Origin of the sequence: Ensifer sp. ENS11 (assembly GCF_014851895.1) — a bacterium.
In the GTDB taxonomy this organism is placed as follows: Bacteria; Pseudomonadota; Alphaproteobacteria; order Rhizobiales; family Rhizobiaceae; genus Ensifer; species Ensifer canadensis.
Map to the genome: position 1 here is coordinate 78,418 of NZ_JACVAN010000004.1, position 21,111 is coordinate 99,528.

The 21,111-nt window shown below is 62.4% G+C and carries 19 protein-coding genes; 11 read left to right on the forward strand and 8 right to left on the reverse strand.

The features are described from left to right. Positions 1 to 69: 69 nt before the first annotated feature. Together IB264_RS09655 and IB264_RS09660 are read left to right on the forward strand one after the other, a co-directional pair. Complete coding sequence (locus tag IB264_RS09655) at positions 70 to 1,644, forward strand: trimethylamine methyltransferase family protein (protein WP_025427398.1); 1,575 nt, start codon at positions 70 to 72, stop codon at positions 1,642 to 1,644. Positions 1,645 to 1,751: 107 nt separating this feature from the next. Then, on the forward strand, positions 1,752 to 2,456 hold the full coding sequence (locus IB264_RS09660) for a 4Fe-4S dicluster domain-containing protein (protein WP_025427397.1): 705 nt from the start codon (positions 1,752 to 1,754) through the stop codon (positions 2,454 to 2,456). A 149-nt stretch (positions 2,457 to 2,605) separates the two neighbouring features. Here IB264_RS09660 and IB264_RS35370 read toward each other — a convergent pair whose 3' ends face one another. Together IB264_RS35370 and IB264_RS35375 are read right to left on the reverse strand one after the other, a co-directional pair. After that, positions 2,606 to 2,992: a DUF1254 domain-containing protein gene (locus tag IB264_RS35370; RefSeq protein WP_309141644.1), complete on the reverse strand. Its 387-nt coding sequence runs from the start codon at positions 2,990 to 2,992 to the stop codon at positions 2,606 to 2,608. Then, a complete protein-coding gene (locus IB264_RS35375; RefSeq protein WP_025427396.1) occupies positions 2,887 to 3,117 on the reverse strand; it encodes a hypothetical protein in 231 nt (76 codons plus the stop codon). Before IB264_RS35375 ends, IB264_RS35370 begins: the two co-directional genes overlap by 106 nt. A 106-nt stretch (positions 3,118 to 3,223) precedes the next feature. On the opposite strand from IB264_RS35375, the gene IB264_RS09670 reads away from it, so the two are divergent. The 5 genes from IB264_RS09670 (at position 3,224) to IB264_RS09690 (ending at position 9,044) form a co-directional block, all read left to right on the forward strand. Then, a complete protein-coding gene (locus IB264_RS09670; RefSeq protein ID WP_167578360.1) occupies positions 3,224 to 4,189 on the forward strand; it encodes a transporter in 966 nt (321 codons plus the stop codon). Between the two features lie 369 nt (positions 4,190 to 4,558). Beyond that, complete coding sequence (locus IB264_RS09675) at positions 4,559 to 5,110, forward strand: hypothetical protein (RefSeq protein ID WP_025427394.1); 552 nt, start codon at positions 4,559 to 4,561, stop codon at positions 5,108 to 5,110. A gap of 407 nt (positions 5,111 to 5,517) precedes the next feature. After that, positions 5,518 to 6,267 (forward strand): phosphodiester glycosidase family protein, encoded by a 750-nt coding sequence (locus IB264_RS09680; RefSeq protein ID WP_025427392.1) that lies wholly within the window; start codon positions 5,518 to 5,520, stop codon positions 6,265 to 6,267. A gap of 99 nt (positions 6,268 to 6,366) precedes the next feature. After that, positions 6,367 to 6,894, forward strand: coding sequence for an RNA polymerase sigma factor (locus tag IB264_RS09685; RefSeq protein ID WP_025427391.1), 528 nt, complete (start codon positions 6,367 to 6,369; stop codon positions 6,892 to 6,894). Between the two features lie 2 nt (positions 6,895 to 6,896). Next, positions 6,897 to 9,044 (forward strand): VWA domain-containing protein, encoded by a 2,148-nt coding sequence (locus tag IB264_RS09690; RefSeq protein WP_113567277.1) that lies wholly within the window; start codon positions 6,897 to 6,899, stop codon positions 9,042 to 9,044. 501 nt (positions 9,045 to 9,545) lie between these two features. Here the strand turns inward: IB264_RS09690 and IB264_RS09695 are convergent. Beyond that, positions 9,546 to 9,893, reverse strand: coding sequence for a hypothetical protein (locus IB264_RS09695; RefSeq protein ID WP_025427389.1), 348 nt, complete (start codon positions 9,891 to 9,893; stop codon positions 9,546 to 9,548). Between the two features lie 134 nt (positions 9,894 to 10,027). On the opposite strand from IB264_RS09695, the gene IB264_RS09700 reads away from it, so the two are divergent. After that, positions 10,028 to 10,663 (forward strand): transcriptional regulator, encoded by a 636-nt coding sequence (locus IB264_RS09700; RefSeq protein WP_025427388.1) that lies wholly within the window; start codon positions 10,028 to 10,030, stop codon positions 10,661 to 10,663. A 58-nt stretch (positions 10,664 to 10,721) separates the two neighbouring features. Beyond that, positions 10,722 to 11,876, forward strand: a complete 1,155-nt coding sequence (locus IB264_RS09705) for an aminotransferase class I/II-fold pyridoxal phosphate-dependent enzyme (protein WP_025427387.1) — start codon at positions 10,722 to 10,724, stop codon at positions 11,874 to 11,876. Positions 11,877 to 12,013: 137 nt separating this feature from the next. On the opposite strand, the gene bmt is transcribed toward IB264_RS09705, so the two are convergent. Together bmt and IB264_RS09715 are read right to left on the reverse strand one after the other, a co-directional pair. After that, on the reverse strand, positions 12,014 to 13,030 hold the full coding sequence (gene bmt, locus IB264_RS09710) for a betaine--homocysteine S-methyltransferase (RefSeq protein WP_025427386.1): 1,017 nt from the start codon (positions 13,028 to 13,030) through the stop codon (positions 12,014 to 12,016). Positions 13,031 to 13,112: 82 nt separating this feature from the next. Further along, complete coding sequence (locus IB264_RS09715; protein ID WP_192433324.1) at positions 13,113 to 14,363, reverse strand: O-antigen ligase; 1,251 nt, start codon at positions 14,361 to 14,363, stop codon at positions 13,113 to 13,115. A 474-nt stretch (positions 14,364 to 14,837) separates the two neighbouring features. Between IB264_RS09715 and IB264_RS09720 the strand changes: the two genes are divergently transcribed. Together IB264_RS09720 and IB264_RS09725 are read left to right on the forward strand one after the other, a co-directional pair. Then, a complete protein-coding gene (locus IB264_RS09720) occupies positions 14,838 to 15,953 on the forward strand; it encodes an acyltransferase (RefSeq protein WP_158071734.1) in 1,116 nt (371 codons plus the stop codon). A gap of 201 nt (positions 15,954 to 16,154) precedes the next feature. Beyond that, positions 16,155 to 17,021 (forward strand): D-alanyl-D-alanine carboxypeptidase family protein, encoded by an 867-nt coding sequence (locus IB264_RS09725; protein ID WP_025427383.1) that lies wholly within the window; start codon positions 16,155 to 16,157, stop codon positions 17,019 to 17,021. 235 nt (positions 17,022 to 17,256) lie between these two features. On the opposite strand, the gene IB264_RS09730 is transcribed toward IB264_RS09725, so the two are convergent. The 3 genes from IB264_RS09730 to IB264_RS09740 form a co-directional block, all read right to left on the reverse strand. Then, positions 17,257 to 18,303: a glycine betaine/L-proline ABC transporter ATP-binding protein gene (locus IB264_RS09730; RefSeq protein WP_025427382.1), complete on the reverse strand. Its 1,047-nt coding sequence runs from the start codon at positions 18,301 to 18,303 to the stop codon at positions 17,257 to 17,259. Then, positions 18,296 to 19,207 carry a proline/glycine betaine ABC transporter permease gene (locus IB264_RS09735; RefSeq protein WP_025427381.1) on the reverse strand — a complete coding sequence of 304 codons (912 nt, stop codon included), beginning with the start codon at positions 19,205 to 19,207 and terminating at the stop codon, positions 18,296 to 18,298. The genes IB264_RS09730 and IB264_RS09735 overlap by 8 nt, the downstream gene beginning before the upstream one ends. Positions 19,208 to 19,490: 283 nt before the next feature. Continuing rightward, positions 19,491 to 20,489 (reverse strand): ABC transporter substrate-binding protein, encoded by a 999-nt coding sequence (locus IB264_RS09740; RefSeq protein ID WP_025427380.1) that lies wholly within the window; start codon positions 20,487 to 20,489, stop codon positions 19,491 to 19,493. Between the last annotated feature and the right edge of the window lie 622 nt (positions 20,490 to 21,111).

The window sequence follows — 21,111 nt, forward strand, 5'->3', positions numbered from 1 at the left end:
GCGGCTTGGTAGCATTAGGGCCAAATGGTGCTTGAAGGCGCACGAAATGCGCGGGAGAGGAATGAGTAAATGAGCGACGTGACAGAACAGGACGCGGTTGAGGGTGGCGGTCGCCGCTCGCGTGGCGAGGGACGGGGAGCAGCGGCGCGGCGTGCCTCGCGCACCGGCGGCGGCCCGGGGCCGTCTCTGCCCTATATCCAGCGCAAGATTCGCGAATACGAGGTTCTCGACGAGGAGGGTCTTGAGCTCATCGAGCGCAATGCCGATACGATCCTCGAGGAAATCGGCATCGAATTCCGCGACGACGCCGAAGCACTCGAACTGTGGAAACAGGCTGGTGCCGACGTGCGCGGCCAGCGCGTTCACTTTCCCAAGGGTCTTTGCCGCGAGCTTCTGAAAACGGCGCCGTCCGAATTTACCTGGCACGCCCGCAATCCCGCGCGCAGCGCCCAGGTCGGCGGCAAGGCGACGATCTTCGCACCGGTCTATGGCCCGCCCTTCGTGCGCGATCTCGAGGGTAACCGCCGTTACGCGACCATCGAGGATTTCCGCAACTTCGTGAAGCTCGCCTATATGGCGCCGTCGATGCATTCGTCCGGCGGCACGGTCTGCGAGCCGGTGGACATTCCGGTGAACAAGCGTCACCTCGACATGGTCTACAGCCACATCAAATATTCCGACAAGCCGTTCATGGGCTCGGTCACGGCACCCGAGCGCGCCGAAGACACGATCGCCATGGCGAAACTCGTTTTCGGCGACGAGTTCGTCGAGAACAATTGCGTCACGCTCAACCTGATCAACGCCAACTCGCCGATGGTCTTCGACGAGACCATGGTGGGCGCACTCAAGGTTTATGCCCGCCACAACCAGGCCTGTGTGCTTTCGCCGTTCATCCTGTCGGGCGCCATGAGCCCGGTCACTGTTGCCGGCACGCTGACGCAGATTCTCGCCGAAGTGCTGGCCGGTGCCTCGTTCACCCAGCTGATCCGCAAGGGCGCGCCGGTGCTGTTCGGCACCTTTGCCGCCTCGATCTCGATGCAGTCGGGCGCGCCGACCTTCGGCACGCCGGAGCCGTCGCTGGTTTCCTATGGCGCGGCACAGCTTGCCCGCCGCTTGAAGCTGCCGTTCCGCACCGGCGGTTCACTCTGCGGCTCGAAGGTTCCGGACGCTCAAGCCGCGCATGAATCGGCCAATACGCTGAACATGACGCTGCTTGCCGGCACCAACTTCGTGCTGCATGCGGCCGGCTGGCTCGAGGGGGGTCTCGTCTCGTCCTACGAGAAGTTCATGATCGACCAGGACCAGCTCGGCATGATGCAGAAGATGGCCGAAGGCATCGACCTCTCGGAAGACGCGCAGGCGCTCGACGCCATCCGCGAAGTCGGTCCGGGCAGTCACTACCTCGGCTGCGCCCACACCCAGGCCAATTTCCAGACCGCCTTCTACCGTTCGCCGCTCGCCGACAACAACTCCTACGAACAGTGGGAAGTGGAAGGCGAAAAGCGCATCGAGCAGCGCGCCAATGCGCTGGCCCGCAGCTGGCTGGAGCACTACGAGGCGCCTTACCTCGATCCTGATATTGACGAGGCGCTCAAGGCCTTTATCGCCGAGCGCAAGGACTCGATGCCCGACGCTTTCACCTGAAAGGGTCCCGAGCGAGCCAGGGAGCAAGGCGGCGCGGCGCAGGTGGCTGACATGATCCAGAAGGAAGTCTGGCGCCCGCATTACGATCTACAGGGGCCGAAACCGAAATGACGGCGCCTTCCGCATCTGCGGAAACTCGACTTGAAACCGTCCGTGCGGCTCTTGAGCCGCACGGACTTTTTTTGCGCGGCACGCTGAACTTTGCTTCCGGCGATGCCGCGCCGTTGCTTTCGGATGGTCGGCCGGCTGCAAGCGTCGCGCTGATCGGCAATGTCGGCGGCTCGCTGTGGCAGCCCTTCGTGCGCTGGCGCGAAAGTGCGCCGGACCATGGCGGCAACGATCCGCTCGATACGTGGTCGAAGTCGGTGATTGGGGAAATCGCTCGAGGCAGTGGGGCGACGGCCTACTTCCCGTCGGATCCACCCTGGCAGCCATTCCAGCAATGGGCGATGCGGGCGGAGGGGCTGAAGACTTCGCCGCTCGGCATTCTCATTCATCCGCGCTACGGGCTCTGGCACGGCTATCGTGGCGCGCTCGCCTTCGACGAACCCTTGGCTGCCGATAGCGAGCGGTTGGCCAGCCATCCCTGCGACACTTGCGTGGATAAACCATGCATTTCCGCCTGTCCGGCCGGCGCGCTCGAGCGCCTGCAATTCGATGTCGGCCGTTGTCGCAGCTATCTGAGGACGGAGGCGGGCAGGAGTGGCTGTCTCGAGCACGGATGCCTGGCCCGCGACGCCTGTCCCGTCGGGCAGGACTATCGCTATCCGCCGGCGCAGCTTCGCTTCCACATGTCCGCACTGGACCTTTGATCTGTCGCCGCTGCCGAAACTATGGCCTGATGGGCGGAGCCAGGGCTCAGCCTGGACCACGCGGTTCAAAGACTGGAAGAAGCGCAGATCGTAGGGAATGGTCGAATCGTAGACAACGTCGATGGCATCGACAAAAGTCGTCGGCGGATTTACGGCCTGCGACAATGGATAGAGCCTGATCCGTTTGGCGTAATCGACGCCTTGGCAACGTCGGCTTCGCTGCCGCTGTTCAGAATGGAGCGCAGCAGGGCGTAACCCTGATAGGTCGATGACGGCAGCACGATGTATCCGTCCGGGATCGCGCCGGAGTGGTCAGGTGGCAGGATGAGGTATTTTCCGCCCTTGCCCTTGTCGACCCCGGCCGGGCCGACATCCTCCAGGGGGAACTGCCATGCATGACGTCCGGATTGGGGGTGAGTGTCTGGTTCTTTCAGTCCGGCAGGCGAGACCAGTAGACGATCTGATTGGGCTTGCCTTTGGCGCCCGTGATCATCGCCTGCAGCATCAGGTCGAAGTTGACGACAGGCATGCCCCAGTTGACGGCCTCGATCGCTCGGCTCTCGATTGTCCTTGCGTCAAGGTCTTTGACCAGCTTGTCGTCGGCGCTGGCCGGGGCCGCCGCGATCAACAGGCTCAGAATCGCCATGGCGAACCTGCGCATTTGAAGCCTCCGTCACATGCCGCCGTTGCGGGAAACATGCGGTTGAATTGCCCCGATTGTAACCTAGTGTGTGTAGGCTAATGCAGGGGGTCGCATGATTCGAAAGATGTGCGCCGGTTCGCTGGTGTTCGTGGTTGCGTTTGCCGCGTCACAGGCCAGCGCGGATGAATTTGGCGTCAGTTTCTGGCTGCCTGGCCTATACGGCAGTTTTGCTGCGGTGCCGGGTAAACCCGGCTGGTCCTTCGCTTCGATCTACTACCACTCCTCCATCAGCGCGGGTGCGAGCGAGGCTTTTCCACGCGGCGGGGCCGGGCAAGTCGATGTCGGCATGAGCGGGCGCGGCGACCTGGTTGCCTTCGGACCGACCTACACCTTCGATCAGCCCGTATGGGGTGGGCAGCTCGCCCTCAGCCTGTTGGGCGTTGCGGGACGAAGCCACGCCTGCGTAGACGCCACCTTGACTGGGCCGCTCGGCGGTTCGGTCTCCGGCGAAAGATGCGATTCTCTAACCGCGTTTGGCGATGTCCTTCCCCAGGCGGCACTTAAATGGAACGACGACGTCGACAACTATCTCGTCTATATGACCGGCGGCATTCCCGTTGGTTCCTACGATCCTGATCGCCTGGCGAACCTGGGGCTCGGCCACGGTGCCATGGATGGCGGGGTCGGATACACCTATCTCAATCCGGACACGGGTCGCGAGTTTTCGATTGTCGGCGGCCTGACCTACAACTTCAAAAACCCCGATACGGACTATCGGAACGGCATTGATGGGCACGTCGACTGGGCCGCATCGCAATTCCTGAACGAGCATGTCCATGTCGGCGTCGTTGGATACGCCTATCAGCAGCTTACGGGGGACAGCGGCGAAGGCGCGACCCTTGGTGATTTCAAGTCCCGCGTGTTCGGGGTCGGTCCCCAGCTCGGTTGCAAGTTCGACGCCGGCGATGAAACGGCGGGCTATGTGAACCTCAAGGGATACTACGAGTTCGGGGCCAAAAACCGCCCGGAAGGCTGGAATGTGTGGCTGACGCTGGCGTTTTCACCTGCGCCGAAGCCTCCAATGAAATAGAGGACGGTAAAGCGTCGGCCGGGGCCGTGAATGACACGGCAAGGTCCAGCCTGCCCATCCACCGATGGCCGCTCGGGCATACTTTCCACAGCCGCATACACAGCAGGAAGTGACGTGCGTAACGCACAATCCCAAGGCACCGCCGGCACAGGCATCCACACGACCTGCGCCGTCACCTTCCGGCGCTGATTGACTGGTGCTGTCCCCGCAGCTGGGTGCGCATGGAAAACCGAGCGCCTGTTTCGCTGTTCCGCTCCGGCACGCAAAGATGGTGTAAATCTCCAAAATGACTAAAATTGCAGGTGTTCTGGAAACGTAAAATTTCCGAATTTATACCGATTTGGACGGTGTGGCATTGGAGACCATCTCATGACGCGCAGCCCAGTGGTATCCGTGAGCAACTTTCCCCCGCGCTTGTCGCGGGAGGAAGTCGACGCGCAGGTATCGCGTCTGGACAGTATTCATGCCGCCAATTCGCAGCTTCTCGACGAGGCGTACAAGCGCCTGCTGGCGATTGCCGCCGCCCATGCCGCGGTGGTTGCGGCCTGCATCGCCGGCTTCGACGGTCTGTTCGACAGCTCCATATTGGGCGCGAGCTTGCTGCCGGAGGCGATCGATTTTCTACGCAAGGCCGCCCTGGTCGTCGGCTGCATTGGCCTGCTGCTCACTTTCTTTGCCATCGCCAACAATTACGGCGAGGTGCAGCGGGTGGCGCGCCAGCACGCCAGCAACCTGCGCTTCACGCTGCAGGAAAAGCGATTGCTGACCAGGCTGTCGAGCGAGATCCTCACCGGTAATCCCAACTCTTACCTGCGCAGCGGCGTTGCCGGCCTTGCCTGTCTGGCGGCGATCTTCGGCCTTGCGGCGGCGGCCGGCTGTTTTGTGCTGGCCGGCATTGCCGGGATTATGGCTGGCGGCTGAGCGGAACTGTCGCGGCCGTAAGGCCCTGTACTTTCCTTACCTCATCCCTGTGCGCACAGAATTGCGACGGCGACCTACCTACACCGCGACGATGCCATGTTTGGCTGCGGCTACGGATGCCGATTTCTCCTCTCCCTCATCTCTGTGCTTGTCACAGAGATCCAGCCGCCCGCGTCGGCGGCGCGCAAAGACCGCGTCATGCAGCAGACAGCGAGGTTTTGGTTCCTTCACGGCGCAGACGCGCTGTGGCTGGACCCCTGTGACGAGCACAGGGGTGAGGGGGAGAGCACGGTTGGCCTGTCCGTCTACGGCGAGGCCGGGCCTGCCATCAGCATTTTCCTCGCTCCTGCGCCAGAACCGCCGCAATCTCGATGATGCTGGGCGACTGATTCCATTGGATGTTTTTCATGCCGCTTTTTCCAAAACCATTTCTCGTCGGTGCCGTTCTCTCGGCCGGCCTTGCCGGCCCGGCGCTCGGCGCCTGCCGTGACGTCAGCCATCTCGGGCAGGACTATATCGCCTGCACCGTCGACCCCGCCGATAACGACATCCGTCTTTACAACAAAGATCAGGCCGGCGTTCCCTTCCGCTCGTTCCGGGCGCTGTCGCTGGAACTGCGCCATCGCGACGAATACATGCTCTTTGCCATGAACGGCGGCATGTATCACGACGACCTGTCGCCGGTCGGCCTGCATATCGAGGAGGGGCGCGAGCAGGCGCCGCTCAACACCAATACCGGCTGGGGCAATTTCCACCTTCTTCCTAACGGCGTCTTCTATGTCGATGGCGGCAAGGCGGGGGTGATGTCGGCGGACGCCTATCGCGCCGCCAATATCCGGCCCCGGTTTGCCACGCAGTCCGGCCCGATGCTGGTGATCGATGGCGAGCTGCATCCGCGCTTCCTGCCCGACAGCACCAGCCTCAAGACCCGCAACGGCGTCGGCGTGACGGCTGCGGGCGAGGTGGTGTTCGTCGTCTCGAAAAGGCCGGTGCGGTTTCACGACTTCGCGACGCTTTTCCGCGACGAGCTCGATTGCCCCAACGCGCTTTTCCTCGACGGCACGATCTCCAGCCTCTATGCGCCTGATATCAACCGGCACGACCGGCTGTTCCCGATGGGGCCGATGATCGCCGTCGTCGGAAAATTCCCGCGCTAGTTTTTTCTTTGGGGCCGATGCGATTTTTTTCGTCGCGGCCCCAAGGAATTGTCGTCGTGCAACGTCTAAGGTTCAAAACAGCTAGGAGCGGGCACGCCATTGGACGCTGAACTCGTCGAGAAAGCGGTGTCTGGAGACAGACGGGCGTTCGGCCAATTGGTCGAGCGGCACTATGATTTTGTCCATGCCGTCGCCTGGCGCTGGTCGGGCAATGCCGCGGATGCGGAAGACATCGCCCAGGACGTCTGCGTACGGCTGGGTACCGCCGTTCGCGGCTTTCGCGGCACCAGCCGGTTTCGCACCTGGCTCTACACCCTAACGCTCAACGCGGCGCGCGACCACAAGCGCCGACAGATGCGCGACACCAGCAGGATACAGGCCTATGCCAACGAGCAGGCCGTTCTTGGCGGCGGCGAGACGGCCGAAGACGATCGCCAGGAGGCGCTCTGGACGGCCGTCAGGGCGCTGCCGGAAAAACAATGCGACGCAGTGCTGCTCGTCTATGCCGAGGGGATGAGCCATGCCGCGGCCGCCGATGTGCTTGGATGTTCCGAGGCGACCGTGTCCTGGCACGTGCACGAGGCGCGCAAGCGGCTGAAGACATTGCTTGGCAAGGAGGCCGTGTGATCATGACCGACGATTTCGACAAGCTCTCCGGGCTGACCCCGCCAAAGGCTTCGAACGAGGCACGCGCGCGTGCGCTCGCGGCCGCCATGCAGGCTTTCGACATGGCAGAAGAAAATTCGACCATCACCCAAGGATCAATGCTGCCGGTTCGTCAAAGCTCCATCTTCAACCGGATATGGAGCCCCATCATGAACAGGAAACTGCTTGCCGGATCGGCACTCGCCACGCTGCTGGTCATCCCCGCCGCCACGTTCCTGACGCTGGAACTGACGCGCAACTCCGTGCTGCCCGGCGACACCGGGGCAGAGATCGCGGTGAAGGGAGAGCCGAAACAGAAGGCAGCGCCACGGCCGAAGTCAGCTCCGACTGCGTCGGCGGTGGACGAAAACCTAGCTGCTGCGAAGAGGCAGGAGACCTCCGGCTTTGCAGTCGGCGGGTCGGTTGCCGTTGATGCTGAGGGTCGGCCACCGGCCGATAAGCCAGCCGCCGAGGCGCTTGCCCGCGCCCGCGAACAGAAGACCGTCGAGGTTCAATCTGCGGCGCGAGCCGAGAACCCGGCGCCCACTGCCGAGGCCGAGGCGGATGCTTTGGGCAACCAGATGATGAGCGATAGCGCAGCACCGCTTTCTGCAGCTCCGGGCGCTGAGACACGGATGACCTTTATGCCGGCGCCCGTTGTTGCCGAGGAGATGGCTCCGGCTCCTCAGGAAAACCGCGAGCGCTTCAACAAGGCCGACAGCAATCCGGTCAAGAGCGTCGCCACCGACCCGGTCTCCACCTTCTCGGTCGATGTCGATACGGCTTCCTACGCCTTCGTGCGCCGCTCGCTAATGGAGGGTCAGATGCCGGAGCGCGATGCGGTGCGGGTCGAGGAGATGGTCAACTATTTTCCTTATGATTGGCCGCGCCCGGCGAGCGCCACTGAGCCGTTCAAGGCGACGGTGACGGTGACGCCGACGCCGTGGAATGGCGGCACACGGCTGATGCACGTGGCGATCAAGGGCTATGACGTCGTGCCGGCGCAGGCACCGAAGGCGAACCTGGTGTTCCTGATCGACGTTTCCGGCTCCATGGACGAGCCGGACAAGCTGCCGCTCTTGAAAGGCGCCTTCCGGCTGCTGGTCGAGAAACTGAAGCCCGAGGATACGGTTTCGATCGTCACCTATGCCGGCAATGCCGGCACGGTGCTGGAACCGACCGCGGTCAAGGACAAGGCGAAGATCCTGTCGGCGATCGACACGTTGCAGCCCGGCGGCTCGACCGCCGGTGCCGAGGGCATCGACGCTGCCTACCGGCTGGCGGAGAAGGCCTTCGTCAAGGGTGGCGTCAACCGCATCATGCTGGCGACCGACGGTGACTTCAATGTCGGTCCCGCCAGCGACGACGAGCTCAAGCAGATGATCGAGGCCAAGCGCAGGAGCGGCATCTTCCTGTCGGTGCTCGGCTTCGGCCGCGGCAACTACAACGATGCGCTGATGCAGACGATTGCCCAGAACGGCAACGGTACGGCCGCCTATATCGATACGCTGGCCGAGGCGCAGAAGACGCTGGTGGAAGAGGCGGGCTCATCGCTGTTCCCGATCGCCAAGGACGTCAAGCTGCAGGTGGAATTCAACCCGGATGCAATCGCCGAATACCGCCTGATCGGCTACGAGACCCGGGCCCTGAAGCGCGAGGACTTCAACAACGACAAGGTCGATGCCGGCGACATCGGCTCCGGCCACAGCGTCACGGCGATCTACGAGGTGACGCCGAAGGGCAGTCCGGCGGTGCTGAACGACGACCTGCGCTACGCGGCGGCGGAGAAGCCGGCAGCCGATGCGACGACGAAAACCGGCGAACTCGCTTTCCTCAAAATCCGCTACAAGAAACCGGATGGCGACCAAAGCGAACTGATCACAACGCCGGTTACCGAGGCGAACGCCGTGCCATCGCTCGCAGAGGCGCCCAATGACGTGCGCTTCTCGGTCGCCGTGGCCGCCTTCGGGCAGAAGCTTTCGGGTGTGACGGCGCTGTCGGACTATTCCTATGATGCCGTCGTCGATCTGGCGGCAGCGGCCAAGGGGGCGGACCCGTTCGGTTATCGCGGCGAATTCGTCAATCTGGTGCGGCTCGCCAAGGGGCTTTCGGGCGGCGGCTCGGCCAATTGAGGGTCGGGCGGGAGGATGAGGCTGCGCCGTTACCGCGGCGTGGCCCATCATCCGGCTGCCGCCACCTTCTCCCCGCTTGCGGGGAGAAGGGATATACGGCGCTGCCTTCGTCTGACGTAACCTGTTCTGCGCGTGGTCCGTTTGGTAGGCGTCGGGGAGTTCAAGGACCCCGTTGCCGAAAGGGATAGTCCGATGCCCGGCAACCATCGTCCTGACTAAAGGTGCCGTCTCCTTGTCCTCGGACGGTACCACTTCCCTCATTCCTGTGCTTGTCACAGGAATCCAGTAACGGCGCGTCTGCGCAGTTAAGGATCCTTCCAGTGGCCCTTCTTCCTCAAGCTCTTCCGCGCCGTAGACACGGCGCTGCTGGATTCCTGTGACAAGCACAGGAATGAGGGCGAGAAATCCCACTCGGGCAGCAAGGTGCAGCGGACCAACCAGCTAGGTCAAAGATTCATTGTGATCGCGCCGAGCCCCATGGCGCTCTTTAAACGCCTAACCTCAACCCTTCGGAAACGCGCGCTCCAGGCCGCCTGATTTCGTCAAACCCGTTCTGAACGCCTGGTAGGCCGGGTGCTGGCTGGAGCGGGCGGCTTCCATCAGGCGCATCTGCAGCCGCGCCGGGGCCTCGCTGCCGAGCCAATGGCCAAGCTTTTCGAGCTTCAACGTGTTGAGGAAGCGGGCTTCGGAGGCGATGTCGAGGCAGCGATGGAGGCCTTCCATCAGTTGCTCGTCCTGCTCGGGGTTTTCCGCCAGCAGGCGGATAAAGGCCTGATCCGCTTCGCCAAAAGCCGAAAGCTTGTCGGCAACGGTGTCCCTGTCGGGGAAGGAAGCGGGTCCGGCATTCATGTCAGTGTCTCCAGGCGAATCTCGTTTTCTTCGGGATAGGACAGGCCGGCAGGGCGCGCAAGCATCGGTGAATGATGCACTTAAACGAAACGTCTAGAATTGACAAAAAGTCCAGAATCGGTCATTCCAGTGACATGAACATAAAGCCCGCCATTGCCTTCGACATTGCCATGCACGCGCCAACGGCTGCGGCCATCAGCGCCTTGCTCTATCCGCATGCGGAGGTGGTGCTGCATGACCTTAAGCGCGGCACCGTCGTTGCCATCTGGAATGCCTCCTCCGGCCGGGCGGTCGGCGAGGATTCGCTGATCGAGGAAGAGTTCGGCGTGGTTTCGGGCGCGGAAAACGTGCTCGGGCCATACGAGAAGACTGGAGTCGACGGTCGGCGCATCAAGTCCATCTCGGCGGTGTTGCGCGACGCCAAGGGCGACGCGGCAGGCCTGCTCTGCATCAATCTCGATGTCTCGATGATCGACAATGCCGTGAAGCTGCTTTCCGCCTTTGCCGGTGCTGCGCAGCCGCGGCCGCAGGTGCTGTTTTCGCGTGACTGGCGCGAAGAGATCAACGCGTCGCTGCATGACTGGCTGAAGGAGCGGGGGCTCGCGCTTTCAGCGCTGAAACGGGCGGACCGGGTGGCGCTGGTGGCGGCGCTGGAGGAGCGCGGCCTGTTCAAGACCCGCAACGCCGTCGACCATCTTGCCAGCCTGATCGGCACCTCGCGCGCCTCGATCTACAACTATCTCACTGCCGCCCGCGGCGACGCTTCCTGATCACGACGAAGACAATGGTTTCGCCCGTCCGCCGGACGCAGCGATTGGAGGACCCGATATGACCACCTTGCCAGACTTCCGCCTCGAAACGCATTTCTCCCGCTGGGAGTTCAAGGCGCGCCACCACATGACCGCCAGCGACAGCGAAACCATCGGCATGGGCGAACTGCTGGCGCTGGCCGACGACGCGGACCGGGAAGCCTGGGACAAGCTGACGCTCGGCTACACCGAAACCTATGGCGCACCGGCCTTGCGCGCGGCCATTGCGTCGACCTATCAGGGGCTCTCGGCTGAAGACATTCTCTGCTTTGCCGGGGCGGAGGAGGGGCTTTACTGCGCCATGCTGGCGCTGCTCGGCCCTCAGGACCACGCCATCGTCACCGTGCCAAACTATCAGTCGATGGAAACGCTGCCGGTCACGATCGCCGCTTCGGTCACCGGCGTGCCGCTGCGCCCGGAAAACAACTGGCGCCTCGATATTGCCGACGTGCGTGCGGCGCTGAAGCCGAACACCAGGCTGATTGCAGTCAACTTCCCCAACAACCCTACCGGCTCGATCGCCGATCAGCAGACCTTTAAGGCGCTGGCCGAGCTCTGCGCCGAACGCGGCATCCATCTCTTCAGCGACGAGGTCTATCGTGGGCTCGAGCGCGACCCGGCGCTGAGGCTGTCGCAGGCGGCCGAGTTGTTCGAGCGCGGCATCTCGCTCAACGTCATGTCCAAGGCCTATGGCCTGCCGGGCTTGCGCATCGGCTGGATCGCCTGCCGCGATCATGCGCTGATCGAGCGCATGGAGAAGATGAAGCACTATCTGTCGATCTGCAATTCGCGTCCGTCCGAGGTTCTGGCAACGATCGCACTCAAGGCGCGCGAGCAACTGCTGACACGCAATCGGGCGCTTTGCGCCTCGAACCTCGAAAAGCTCGGAGCCTTCTTTGCCGAATTCCCCGCCCTCTATGAATGGCGGGAGCCGGATGGCGGCTGCGTCGGTTTTGCCCGCTATCTCGGAGCCGATGGGGTCGAGACCCATTGCCGCCGCCTGGTGGAAGAGGCGGGCGTGCTGCTGCTGCCATCCAGCCTGTTCGTGTCCGACCTGCTGCCGGTCGCTGAGGATCGCTTCCGTGTCGGCTTCGGTCGCAAGAACATCGAGATCGGGCTTGAGGCCTGGCGGCAGCATCTTCGGGCGGACAGTGCGATCAAGCGCAGCGCCTGATTTTCGGGGGCATTCCCGCTCGTTGCGAGAGCCATAGCGAACGCTACAAATGAAAACGCTCCGGGATCAGATGATGCCGGAGCGTTTCGTTATTTTGTCGATCTTGCGTGCTTTTCGCACTTCCCCTGGAAGTGCTTTTAGCCGCGGCGGCTGCGCCGTTCCCGGGCCGGGGCCGATGGAGCTTCATTGGCCGACTTGTTGCGCAGCGGGCCGATCCTTTCGATGATCACATCGAGCGTCGGGCGTTCGCGCGGCGAATGCTCGTCGAGGGCCACGCGCATGGCGGCGAGGTGCCCGCAGGTGGTGCCGCAGCAGCCGCCGATGATCTTGGCGCCGGCGTCGGCCGCGAGCCGAGCATATTCCGCCATCAGCGGCGGCGTGCCGGAGTAATGGATTTCCGAGCCGCGGAATTCCGGAATGCCGCAATTGCCCTTGACGATCACGGTCGCCTCGGGCTTTGCCGCGGTCATGTCGAGCAGCGAGGACAGGATGTCGGACGCGCCGACGCCGCAATTGGCCCCGACGGCGACCGGGCCATTGCCCAGATCCTTGGCGACATCGTGAATATCCTTGGGGTGCAGGCCCATCATGGTCTTGCCGGCGGTGTCGAAGGAGCCGGTATAGACATAGGGCATGCCGACCTTGGCGGCGGCCTCGGCGGCCGCGCGGATCTCGTCCGGCGACGACATGGTCTCGATCCAGGCGACTTCGGCGCCGCCGGCCTTCAGGCCTTCGATCTGTTCGACGAAGGCCGAGACCGCGTCCTCATAGGACAGCGCGCCAAGCGGGATCAGCAGTTCGCCGGTCGGGCCGACAGAACCGGCGGTGATGACCTTGCGCGGTGCCTGGTCGGCGACGGCGCGGGCGATTTCGGCCGCGCGCCTGTTGAGTTCGTGCACGCGATCCTGGGCGTGGTGCAGCTTCAGGCGGTGGCGGGTGCCGCCGAAGGAGTTGGTCAGGATGATGTCGGCGCCGGCGTCGACGAAGTCCTGGTGCAGCTTGGCGATGTTCTCGGGCCTGGTCTCGTTCCAGATTTCCGGCGCTTCGCCGGCTTCGAGGCCCATCGCGAACAGCGAGGTTCCGGTGGCGCCATCGGCAAGAAGAACGCCTTTTTCGGCGATAAGGTCGGAGAGAACGTTGGCTGCAGCGGTCATCGGCTTTTCCCGGCTAGAATGAATGCAATAAGATATAAAGATATCTTTATGTCTTTGCAAGCGTCGGCGTGGGTGGCCGGGACTATTGTTGGTGGCGCAGGCCCAAGCGCCCGGCAAGGCCGAGCCCGAAGATGGCCAGCGCCGTCAGCAGCCACATCGGGTCGGCGCGGTTGAGGAAGAAGCTTTCGAGCATGGCGTTGTAAGTCATGAAAATGACGACCATGACGCAGAAGTCGGCAAAGGCCCGACCCTCCGGCCGGCGCGAGGCGCGGATGTAGTCGAGGAGCGGTTTGACGAAGAGCAGCAGGCTTATGAGGATACCGCCGGGCAGGCCAAATGTCAGCGCCGCGTCGAGATAGCTGTTGTGGCCGGCAACGATGCCACGCACGTCCCAGTTCGCCTCGAAGTTGGCCTCAAGGCCCATGATGACGGGCGAGAGCCAGAAGCTGGAGTAACCCTGACCTAGCCATGGGTGCTCGGCGATGCTGGCGCTGGCGAACTTCCAGATGTCGTCGCGTCCGGTGAAGGTGGCATCGTCGATGATCGCCCTGGTGAACGAAAGCAGGGTGTCTGAATAGATCGTGCCGAGCGTCAGGCCGAAGACGACGACCGACATGACCAGATGCGCGACGATCATCAGGCCGGGGCTGCGAACGGCGCGACCGGCAAGCACCAGCGTTATGGCGATTGGCAGGAAGCCGATGGTGGTCTTCGAGCCGGTGTGCAGCACGAAGTTGACCGAGAGCAGGGTGATGGCCCAGCCGCGAAGCGTGGCGCCGGAGCGCAGGCAATAGATCCCGAACATGCACAGGATCGAAAACACCGGCGCCGAGACGTTCTTGTGTAGGAGATGGCCGCGCCAGAAGCCGGCATGCCAGGGCTCGCCGCCGGCGGCCGAGTGAATGGCCAGGTCCGGCGCCACGATGAGCGCGGCATAGTCGATCAGGATGAGGAGCAGTATGGCATTTGCCCCGGCATGAACGAAATCCTCCTCGCTGCGCGGCAGCACCAGCACGCCGGCCACCATGATCATCGCCACAAGGCTGAGCGTCAGACCACGGGCGGAGGCGGCCGGATCGTAGGACTGCAGGCAGGAGAAGTAGGCGATGGCGAAGATCGCCACCCAGGCCGGCGAGGCCAGCCGCGCCAGCACCCGCTTGTCGACCACGAGCAGCATCGCAAACAGATAGACCGCACCAAGCACGATGTAGCCGACCTGGTTGATGATGTTGCCATCGTTGGCGGCATTCGGGTCCGTCTCCATGGCGCCCTGAAAGGGCATCAGCGTGAAGACCATGAGGAAGAGCCCGAGGCCGGATAGCAGCGAAGCCAAATGGCGCGTCAGCTGTGCGAGCCCAACGTCGTAGCCTACCCGCGCCGGCACTGGATGCCGACGTGTGGGTAAGTCTGCCGTGGCGGGGGGTACTTGCATCAGGGCGCCGAGATTGCTGGGGCGTCGCCGACACGGCGCCACCTCCGGGTTTGCGGTTCCCGTCTGCAGTTGCCCCCAGAGGGCCGGGACCTGCCATCAAGCATGGCGCAATCGGGTTAAGGTCGAATGAAACGGCGGCTCGGTTCAATCGGGCATCTTTTGCCAAAGCGGGCAGTTTTGCCTTGCCCCGACAACAGAAGCCAAATGTCTTTGGCTCAACGCAGAATGCCCATTACCGGATTTTAAGGCTTCCCGGGCGAAGGTAGCTTCCAATCGTCCTTGCGGGACCTGTCTTCTCGAAGCAGACCGTCTAAACGACGGGCGCAACGTGACGAAATGGCGGCGCTTGCCGCCAGCGATGGAGCATTCTCCGCAATGGTGAAGAAACCCAAACTCCTGGCGCTCGAATCCTTGCGGGGTTTCGCGGCCCTTGCGGTTGTCCTGCACCATTTCCGTTACGGCAGCCTGCTGAGTGAGAATGCCTTCATCCGGCACGGCTACCTCATGGTCGACTTCTTCTTCGTGCTCAGCGGCTTCGTGATTGCTCTCAACTATGCCAACAGATTGTCGAGCCCCGCAGAGCTCGCAAGCTTCCAGCGCCGGCGGTTCTGGCGCCTCTATCCGCTTCATCTGTTCACGCTGCTGATCTTCCTCGGCATAGAGTGTCTCAAATACATCTTTGAACAGAAGACCGGCATCATCTCCAATAACCCCGCCTTTGTGGTGTCCGACGCAAAGGCGTTCCTTGCCAATCTTTTTCTGCTGCAGGGCGTGGTTCTGAGCGAACTCGGGTTCAATATTCCGAGCTGGTCCATTTCGGTCGAGTTCTGGACCTATCTGATCTTCGCTTTGACGGTGGGTCTCCTGCGGTTACCGGTGCGCTGGTGCCTTGTTCTGGCGGGTGGAGCGGCCATCATCCTGCTCGCTCTGGAGGGCGGACGGCTCGAAACCGATCCGATCTTTGCGATCATCCGCTGCGTATTCTCTTTTTTCCTGGGGGCGTGGGCCGCTTCGCTCCACGTCCGATTGCCCCGAAAGGCGGCGGCGCCGATGGCTGCAGCGGCGCTGACGCTCGTCGTTTTGGCAATCTGGGGCCTCGGCGGCGGCCGCGCGGAAATCCTTCTGCCGCCTCTTTTTGCGGTCACGGTTGTGGCCGTGGCGAACCTGCAGGAGGACACGAGTCTTCGCCGCTTTCTCGAGTGGCCGTCCTTCGTCTGGTTGGGCACCGTCAGCTACAGCGTCTACCTGACCCATTCCATTGTCGGCTGGGCGGTCACCCAGATTCTGCGCTTCGGCCTGAAGGTTCCGACCCACGTCGCTCCCGATGGGGACACGGTTCTGACGCTCGACCAGGGCTTCGCGACGCTGGTGACGCTCGCTGCGATAGGTGGGGTGCTGGTTGTCTCTACTCTGACCTTCCGTTTCATCGAAAAACCCTTTCTGTCAGGCTGGCCTTTTGGGGCGAGGGCTGTCGCGGCGCGTGAGGGTTAGGCAGGTTCGATCTGGCGCCGAAGCCAGGTTGTCCGTTGACGCCATTGTGGCGGAAGCGGGGCGATTGCTCACGACGAAAAGCCGCAGCCGATAGGCGATTGCGGCTCGCTTGTGATCGCTGTAAAAGGCGGCACTTATGTAGTCGCTAGCTTGCCCGCGGGTATCGCGCGCTGATCGATAGCCTCAAACGAGAAGAACATCATGCATTTCACTATCCGGACACTCGCGTCGGCGGCGGTTTCACTCGGTCTGTTGCTCGGCGGTGCGTCCTACGCGTTCGCCGGAAAAGCCCATCTGGTTCTGGACGCGCAGACCGGCACCGTTCTCGAAGCCGAGAATGCCGACGAGCTGAACTATCCCGCGTCCTTGACCAAGATGATGACGATCTATCTTGCGTTCGAAGCGCTTCGCGACGGCAAGCTGACGTGGGACCAGCGACTGACGATGTCGGAAAATGCCAATGGCAAGGAGCCCTTCAAGCTGGCCGTCGGCGTCGGGCGCACCGTCTCCGTCCGCGAAGCCGTGATGGGCATGATCGTGCTGTCGGCCAATGATGCTTCCGTTGCCATCGGCGAACAGCTGGCCGGCACTGAAACCGGGTTTGCCAAGGTGATGACCGAGAAGGCGCACCAGCTCGGCATGGCCAGCACCGTGTTCAAGAACGCCAACGGCCTGCCGGATCCGGAGCAGGTGACGACGGCGCGTGACATGGCGACGCTCGGCATTGCGCTGATGCGCGATTTCCCGGAAGAGTTTGCGCTGTTTTCGAACCGCAAGATCGAATTCAGGGGCATGAAGCTTCGCGGCCACAACGGCGTGATGAACCGCTATGCAGGCGCTGACGGCATCAAGACCGGCTACACCACGGCGTCTGGCTATAACGTGGTGACGTCGGCGACGCGCGACGGCAAGCGCCTCGTCGGCGTCGTCATGGGCGGCGAGACCGCCGAAAAGCGCGACACCCAGATGATGGGCCTGCTCGACAAGTATTTCCCGGCGACCAGCGATACGCTTTCGTCCGCAAGCACCGTCGAGCCGGCTGCAGCCGAAACGACGAAGACCAACTGAACAGCGCCGTAGAGCACTTGGTGCGAATGCGAGGCTGACATCGGCCTACAGCGCCGCGCGTCTTATTAGACGCGCAAAGGTCGCTGTAGCACTTTGAATTGCTGCATGAGCGCCGACAGCGTGCGTCTTCCGAGTTGCACCCCGCAGACGATACGACCCGCCTGACATGCGAAGGGCGCTGCGGCCTGTTCCCGCGATGGGAGGTGCCGAGCGCCCTTGCTGCCGATTGGCCTGTCTATGCGGCTCTCTTGTCCTCGTGACTGGTGGGCGTCACCATGGCCGAGATGATCGTCGGCAGATCGAGCGCGCCGATCGGGCGGCCGTTTTCGTCGACGACATGGGCCACGTTGAGATGAGCGCCGGTCATGGCGCGGGCCGCCGATTCCAGCACCGTGCCCATCGTCAGCGGCATGCCTTCCGGGTTGCCGGAAAGCGGCCGCATGATCGTCTCGACATTGATGACGCGTCCGCGGTTCACTTCCTTGACGAAGGCGCTGATGTAGTCGTCGGCGGGCGACAGCACGATTTCCTGGCCCGTTCCCTGCTGCACCACGCGGCCATCCCGCAGGATGGCGATCTTGTCGCCGAGCCTGAGCGCCTCGTCGAGATCGTGGGTGATGAAGACGACGGTCTTCTTCAGCTCTTTCTGTAGGTCGAGAAGCACGCTCTGCATATCGACGCGGATCAGCGGATCGAGTGCCGAATAGGCTTCGTCCATCAGCAGGATGTCGGCATCGTTGGTGAGCGCCCGGGCGAGGCCGACGCGTTGCTGCATGCCGCCGGAAAGCTGGTTGGGGTAGTGGTTCTCAAAGCCCTGGAGACCGACCCGGTCGATCCAGCCGCGCGCGCGCTTTTCGCTCTCGGCCTTGCCGACGCCCTGGATCTCCAGGCCGTAAACGGTGTTGTCGAGCACGGTCCGGTGCGGCAGCAGCGCGAATTTCTGGAACACCATCGCCGTCTTGTGGCGACGGAATTCGCGCAGGTCGTTGTCGTTCATCTTGCAGACGTCGACGCCGTCATAGAGCACTTCGCCTGCGGTCGGGTCGATCAGCCGGTTGATGTGGCGGATCAGCGTCGACTTGCCCGAGCCCGAAAGCCCCATGACCACCATGACGCCACCGGCCGGCATCGAGATGTTGATGTCCTGCAGACCGAGCACGTGGCCGTGCTTTTCGTTGAGTTCCGCCTTGCCCAGGCCCCGCTTGACGGCATCGACATAGTTGCCGCCATTGGGGCCGAAGATCTTGTAGAGGTTCTTCACCTCGATCGCGTGACTAGCCATGGATAACCTCCGAATGCTTCTGTAGCCGCCTGCCGAAGGCCTGGCTGGTACGGTCGAAAATGATGGCGATACCGACAAGGGCGAAGCCGTTGAGGAAACCGACGGTGAAGAACTGGTTGGCGATCGCCTGCAGCACGTTCTTGCCGAGGCCGCCCACGCCGATCATCGATGCGACGACGACCATCGCCAGCGACATCATGATGGTCTGGTTGATGCCGGCCATGATGGTGGGCAGCGCCAGCGGCATCTGCACGTTCTTGAGCTTCTGCCAGGCCGACGACCCGAAGGCGTCGGCGGCTTCGAGCACTTCCTTGTCGACGAGGCGGATGCCGAGATTGGTGAGCCGGATCATCGGCGGCACGGCATAGATGACGACGGCGATGAGGCCCGGAACCTTGCCGATGCCGAAGATCATCACGACCGGAATAAGATAGACGAAGCTCGGCATCGTCTGCATCACGTCGAGCGCCGGATTGACGACCGACTGCACCCGCTCGGAGCGCGCCATCAGAATGCCGATCGGAATGCCGATCAGGATCGAGATCAGCGTGCAGACGGTGACCATTGCGAGCGTGACCATCGTGTCGTTCCACAGGCCGACGAGGCCGATGGCGATCATCGACAGCGCCGTGCCGATGGTGATGTTGATGTTGCGGCTGCCGAAATAGACGATCGCCACCATGAGCGCGAGGATGACGATCCACGGCGAGCTGACGAACAGGCTTTCGAGATAGTTCAGAAACCATTGAAGCGGCTGGACGACCGTGTCGATGGCGTCGCCATAGGTGCGGACGAAACCCTTGAAACCATCGTCGATGGTCTTGCGAGCCAGGCGGATCGTTCCGTCGTCAATGGCAGGGAACTTGCAGAGCAACTCTGGCAAGACACTGCAGATGGATGCCATATTTTTCCCCTTCTTGGCCTGAAGTCTTATGACGCCGACTGGGTCTTCAGACCGGTCGTTGCCGATCCCTGCGCAGACTTTGCGGTGACCTCTTCGGGTCCCGGCGTGAGGAATGTGACAGCGGAACGTGACGCCCGCTTTACTGAATGCGACATGCGAAGCGAACTGAACCTGTTCGTCGTCGCCGGTATTGCTTGCCATGTCCGACAATTTTTTCCGGCTGGCGAAGACGCCGATGCAGGCGACCGCTTTTCACGCGGGCCGCCTGCATCGTCAGCGAAAATCAGAGTGCCGCCTTGACCTTCTCGGCCACATCAGGGCTTACCCATGTGGTCCACATGTCCGGGAACTCTTCGAGGAAGTGCTTTGCTGCATCCTCGTTGGTGCCCTGGTTCTCATCCATCCAGGCAAGGACCTTGTTGACGGTGCCATTGTCCCACTTGCGCGCCTTGACATAGTCCATGGCAACGCCGGCCTTGTCGGCAAACGACTTGGTCACGACAGTGAAGACGTCGGAGACCGGGTAGGAGTTGACCTTCGGGCTCGGGCAATCCGGAACGGCCGAGCAGGCGTCCCATTCCTTCTTGTCGTGATCAACGCCGAAGGAGAGGCGGGTCATTTCGTACTTGCCGAGGATGGCAGTCGGTGCCCAGTAGTAGCCGAGCCAGCCGGTCTTCTTGGCAAAGGCGTTGGCGATCGAGCCGTCGAGGCCGGCCGCAGAGCCGGTGTCGATCAGCTGGAAGCCGGCCTTCTCGGCATCGATCGCCTTGTAGAGATTGGCGGTCGAAACCTGGCAGTTCCAGCCAGACGGGCAATTGTGAATGGCGGCTTTGGACGGGTCTTCCGGTGCCGGGAAGAGATCGGGGTGTTTCAGCGCATCCTGCACCGTCTTGATATCGGGGTTGGCATCGGCGACGAATTTCGGGATCCACCAGCCTTCGACGCCGCCTTCGCTCAGGATCTTGGCGGCTTCGATCAGCCGGCCTTCCTTGATGGCCGCGTCGAGCGGCGTGCGAACGGCGTTGACCCAGAGTTCCGGCGCCATATCCGGCTGGGCCTTTTCGTTCATGGAGGCAAAGGTCGGCATGGTGTCGCCGGTGACCAGCGTCACGGTGCAACCGTAACCGTTTTCCAGAATGAACTTGTCCACGTGAGCGGCAACGCCCGCCGACGCCCAGTTCATCTCGGCAATGCTGACTTCACCGCATTCCGCGGCCTGCGCGGAACCCGCCAGCGCGTACAGACCCGCGGCGAGAATGGTGGAAGCGAGGAGTTTCTTCATGTTGCAAGACCTCCCAGTCTTTAACTGCAGCCTACGATCAAACGGGCGTCGTGGGGACGCCGTGCATCCCGGTCACCCGAGCCAAATGAGCAGCCTGGGGTTCGGCAAAAGACAAGCCAAGGGTAGCCCCTGCTGCGGCGGTGTGGGAGTTCGATCTGGTCCTGGCCGCGGAACCCTGTCGCCGGCCGGATCTCCTCTATACCGCTCCGCAAGCCTAAGTATTCTCGTTGGGAAATCAACCTCTTGAATCGGAAAACGGCCGCGCCGGGCTGCGGGCAGCGTCTGTCTGCGACATGATGGAAGGGGATTTTTTTGGCTTCCATCGGGCCAAATTTAAGCATTCGCGACAATTAGTGCCGTAAAATATAGCGGTCGCCGCAATGCTTGTTTTCGATCTGTTGCAATCAGGACCTTTCCTGTCGTGAATGCGCCACGCGCACATTTTGTAAATGTCGCGAAAAAAATTCAAAAAATGCCGCGATTCATCTTTCGTTAAATCCTCGATAACCATCCGGTAACGATGTCCGGCTAATTGTTGTTGCGCGGCGGGAAACGGCCGTCGACCCGGATCAAGGTATAGCGTCCCGGGTTTGAGCGAACCTCCGGTGTGTTTTTCCGGAGT